This window comes from Acinetobacter sp. YH16044 (assembly GCF_013417145.1).
GTDB classification, from domain to species: domain Bacteria; phylum Pseudomonadota; class Gammaproteobacteria; order Pseudomonadales; family Moraxellaceae; genus Acinetobacter; species Acinetobacter amyesii.
In genome coordinates this window covers 1-3372 of record NZ_VPEK01000087.1, presented here as the reverse complement: position 1 = coordinate 3372, position 3372 = coordinate 1, and the positions used below count along the sequence as shown (strand labels likewise).

Here is a 3372-nt window from a genome sequence, read left to right as displayed (position 1 = left end):
TTGATCAAAGAGCGTTTAAAAAAGAACGTAACCGAAAAAAGGAACAGGATAAGACCTAATGGCGATTGCTCGTTTAAGTGTCAAAGTCGGTAAGGCAGGTAAAGCAGCACCGCATGCCGAATATATTGATCGGGATGAAGAAAAAAAGCTGAAACAAGAACAGGCAGAAACCGACCTTGAACATAGTGCCTATGGGAATATGCCGAAATGGGCTGAACATAATCCGATTACCTTTTGGGAAGCAGCCGACCTTTACGAGCGCAAAAATGGCAGTACCTATCGAGAATATGAAATTGCCCTGCCTAGAGAGATGAATGCCAAACAACGTCTAGAACTGGTTGAGGAGTTCATTCAGTCCGAGATCGGCTCAAAATATCCATATCAGTTTGCGATTCATAACCCTAAAGCAATGGACGGCAACGATCAGCCCCACGTGCATCTCATGTTTAATGAACGTCTGCAAGATGGAATCGAACGAGATCCAGAGCAATATTTCAAACGCTATAACAGCAAAAATCCTGAACGTGGCGGAGCTAAAAAAGACAATACAGGCAAGAGTTACCAGGAACGAAAAATTGATATTAAAGACCTACGCCAAAGATGGGCGGATTTATGCAACAGCCATTTAGAAAAACATCAAATTGATAGCCGTATTGATATGCGAAGCTACAAAGAGCAAGGCATAGAGAAAGAACCCGAAAAGAAACTGTTACCAAGCCAAGCCAAAGACCCTGAAATTAGGGAAGCCCTACAACAATCACGTACAGCCTATAAAGAGCTTGAGCGACTAGACTTAGGCGACCCCAAACAAGACCTGAAAGACCTCAAAAACAGCCCAATTTCAGACAAAGAAATTAAACAGGGTATTGAGAGCTTTAAGGCTGATTTTGACAGCTTTAAACAGCTTGCTTTGGAACAGTACAAACAACAGCAGAAATTAGAAAGAGAGCAACAGAAAACAATGAAGTTTAGAGGGATGAGCCGATGACACCTGATGAAAAAAAGCTATATGCACTAATGGCAGTTGCAGAACAACAGCAGAACCTCGTCAATCAGGCCGTTAAAGAGCTTCAAATCACGAAAGAACACATTCAAAGCACTATTGCTGGGCAGACCCACCATACTGTATCAAAATCGCTAAATACGGGCTTACAGGAGGGTACAGCGGAGCTTATTAAGACCGCTAAAGCACTTGGACGCTTGAATAATTCAATTGAATCAGCCCGTGATCAGTTGTCATGGAAGCTCATTACCATTGTTCTAGGCATCTTTGCCATTCTGATGCTTGGTATCATTTGGCTGTTTAGTGTTTATATCAAACCTTTAGGCAATATCCCGCAGATCGAGAGCCTGAGACAGCAAGGCATCCAGTTTGATATTGGAAGTTGTAAAGTTGATGGAGAATCTAAACCGTGTGTCCGAGTGATGAAAAAGCAGTGCGGATATGGAAAAAATGGCGATTTTTGTGTCATAGACCCAAAATAATAGGCATATTTTTTATTTCACGAGAGGAAAAGAGGTAATCATGCCATTAATTGAATATTACGGCTTGTTATTTGAATGGCATGACCAAAAAATGGATTTAGTCTATCGAGGGCGAGAAATTACGTTCGAGGAGGTCTGTAGTATTTTCCTTGATCCTGCATTGATCTCTTTTGAGGATGTAGGACACTATGATGAACAACGACTAATATCAGTCGGTTTAAGCAATCGTGGTAGACTATTAACAGTGGTTTGGGTTGAACGTGGAGATGTTGCGAGAATAATCACTGCATTTGAACCATCACATCACCAAAAGCGGAGGTACAGCAATGCAAAATGAATTAGAACGCTATAAAAATTTTGATCCTACCAATGCCCCATTGGTTAAACCTAGTTTTGTGAAAAAATTACAGGAACGTCACGCCATCGCTCAAGCAAAGGCTTTTGATGCTGATGTGGTGACATGGTTAGGTTCACAAGATAATGAAACAAAACAACATATTAACGATATGGTTCGCCATATTATGGCATTGAAACGTACTTAATTAGGTATGACCTCCCTTTTTTGTTTTAATGTTTGATTGATTAATTAGAAAGCTCATTTGGTATTCATACCAAATGAGCTTTTACTTTATAGTTTTTGAAGGATACGCCGTGGTTAAGGAAGTTGTTATGTTGAAACATTCAAGTTTGGAAAGAAAAGAGTTCAAGCATGAAGAACTTGCACTAATAAAAAAACTTGATTTCAACGATATTGAGATTATTAAGCCTGATAATCTTGGACAAATCTTAATTTGGACTTCTAAACTTGCTGAATATCATCATGCTCAATTTGTTGAATTTAGTCATAAGTTAGATATTGTTGATGAAATAGAAGAGCGAGAAGAGATTAACAATAAGATTAATTTTTATAGAAAAAGTAGAGTTTTAGAGAATCATATCAAGGATTTCTATCTAAAAAAGCTATTGGATCAAGGAGAAGCGACAGTAAAGGGATATATCAAACATCCGATTAAACAGGATACAAATTACGCTGTAATTTCTTATCACGGATATCATTTTGTTAGTTTTGCTACTCCAGAGATTATTGAAAAATTTCCCTTACATTTTATTGATTTTGTACAAAGTGAAACACCAAAGACATTAGCAGATATACACTCTGATGAAGCTGTACTGCTATCAACGGTTAAGAATTTTATAACGCCCTTTAAAGAACAATATAAAAAAATAAAGAGTAAAAATAAGGAGATCAAAGAACACAATACGGTCGTACATAAAATTTATATAAAAATTAAAAATAAAGAAGCAACTTTGCAAAAGCCAACAGATTCAAAGCCTAAAGAATCTAGCCCCAAATCTGATGAAAAGATTACTTTACCAGTAAAAATGAAGCAGGTAGCTATTCAGCAAAATATAGCTTCACAAGAAAAGTCAATTACTGTGATTAAGAAGCGAAAATTTGCTTTAAATAAGGATAAGTAAATTTGTAATTGTAAATTATAAAGAAAATCCCCCCTAAGCCTTGCAACTTAGAGGGGTTTTCCAGTAAATTCTACGGTACGCAGTTATTTGATGTTAACCCATCGAATAACGAAGATCATAAGGTTTGGCGACCGTTATGATTTCACCAAAGGCTGGTACCTGAACTCTATTTTCACAATAAACAGTGTTTAGATCAAGTCTCAAAATGATAAGTCTTCGTTAATCCGTGTTTTAAATCATCAAATAAGCATCATAGATCGAGCTTTGCCTGCTTCTGCGTGTCCGTTTTAGGGATTGGCATGCGTTGCATGTGGAGGGAATAAGTGTCACTGGTGCAACGTAGCGATAGTCGAAAGGCTAAACCGCTACAGGGGAATCTCACAAAAGCGGAGCGTTAAGAGTAGCTGT

5 protein-coding genes are annotated in these 3372 nt (G+C 37.9%); all 5 read left to right on the top strand.

What is annotated here, in order from left to right:
* Positions 1 to 58: 58 nt before the first annotated feature.
* The 5 genes from FTV38_RS16870 to FTV38_RS16850 all read left to right on the top strand — a co-directional run bounded on the left by FTV38_RS16870 (position 59) and on the right by FTV38_RS16850 (position 2964).
* Positions 59 to 988: a MobA/MobL family protein gene (locus FTV38_RS16870; protein ID WP_119065094.1), complete on the top strand. Its 930-nt coding sequence runs from the start codon at positions 59 to 61 to the stop codon at positions 986 to 988.
* Positions 985 to 1485, top strand: a complete 501-nt coding sequence (locus tag FTV38_RS16865) for a hypothetical protein (RefSeq protein WP_068550831.1) — start codon at positions 985 to 987, stop codon at positions 1483 to 1485. The genes FTV38_RS16870 and FTV38_RS16865 overlap by 4 nt, the downstream gene beginning before the upstream one ends.
* A gap of 40 nt (positions 1486 to 1525) precedes the next feature.
* The gene (locus FTV38_RS16860) at positions 1526 to 1822 is read left to right on the top strand and encodes a BrnT family toxin (protein WP_002011632.1); all 297 of its coding nucleotides are present in this window, start codon (positions 1526 to 1528) and stop codon (positions 1820 to 1822) included.
* Positions 1812 to 2027, top strand: coding sequence for a hypothetical protein (locus FTV38_RS16855; protein WP_042087985.1), 216 nt, complete (start codon positions 1812 to 1814; stop codon positions 2025 to 2027). The genes FTV38_RS16860 and FTV38_RS16855 overlap by 11 nt, the downstream gene beginning before the upstream one ends.
* 127 nt (positions 2028 to 2154) lie before the next feature.
* Entirely contained in the window at positions 2155 to 2964 is an 810-nt protein-coding gene (locus tag FTV38_RS16850; protein ID WP_108091266.1) for a hypothetical protein, read from the top strand.
* The last annotated feature ends 408 nt before the right edge of the window (positions 2965 to 3372 follow it).

What these genes read in the sequence shown, in the direction of transcription:
- FTV38_RS16865 (WP_068550831.1), top strand. Translation starts at nt 985, where the DNA reads ATGACACCTGATGAAAAAAAGCTATATGCACTAATGGCAGTTGCAGAA.
- FTV38_RS16855 (WP_042087985.1), top strand. Translation starts at nt 1,812, where the DNA reads ATGCAAAATGAATTAGAACGCTATAAAAATTTTGATCCTACCAATGCC.
- FTV38_RS16870 (WP_119065094.1), top strand. Translation starts at nt 59, where the DNA reads ATGGCGATTGCTCGTTTAAGTGTCAAAGTCGGTAAGGCAGGTAAAGCA.
- FTV38_RS16860 (WP_002011632.1), top strand. Translation starts at nt 1,526, where the DNA reads ATGCCATTAATTGAATATTACGGCTTGTTATTTGAATGGCATGACCAA.
- FTV38_RS16850 (WP_108091266.1), top strand. Translation starts at nt 2,155, where the DNA reads ATGTTGAAACATTCAAGTTTGGAAAGAAAAGAGTTCAAGCATGAAGAA.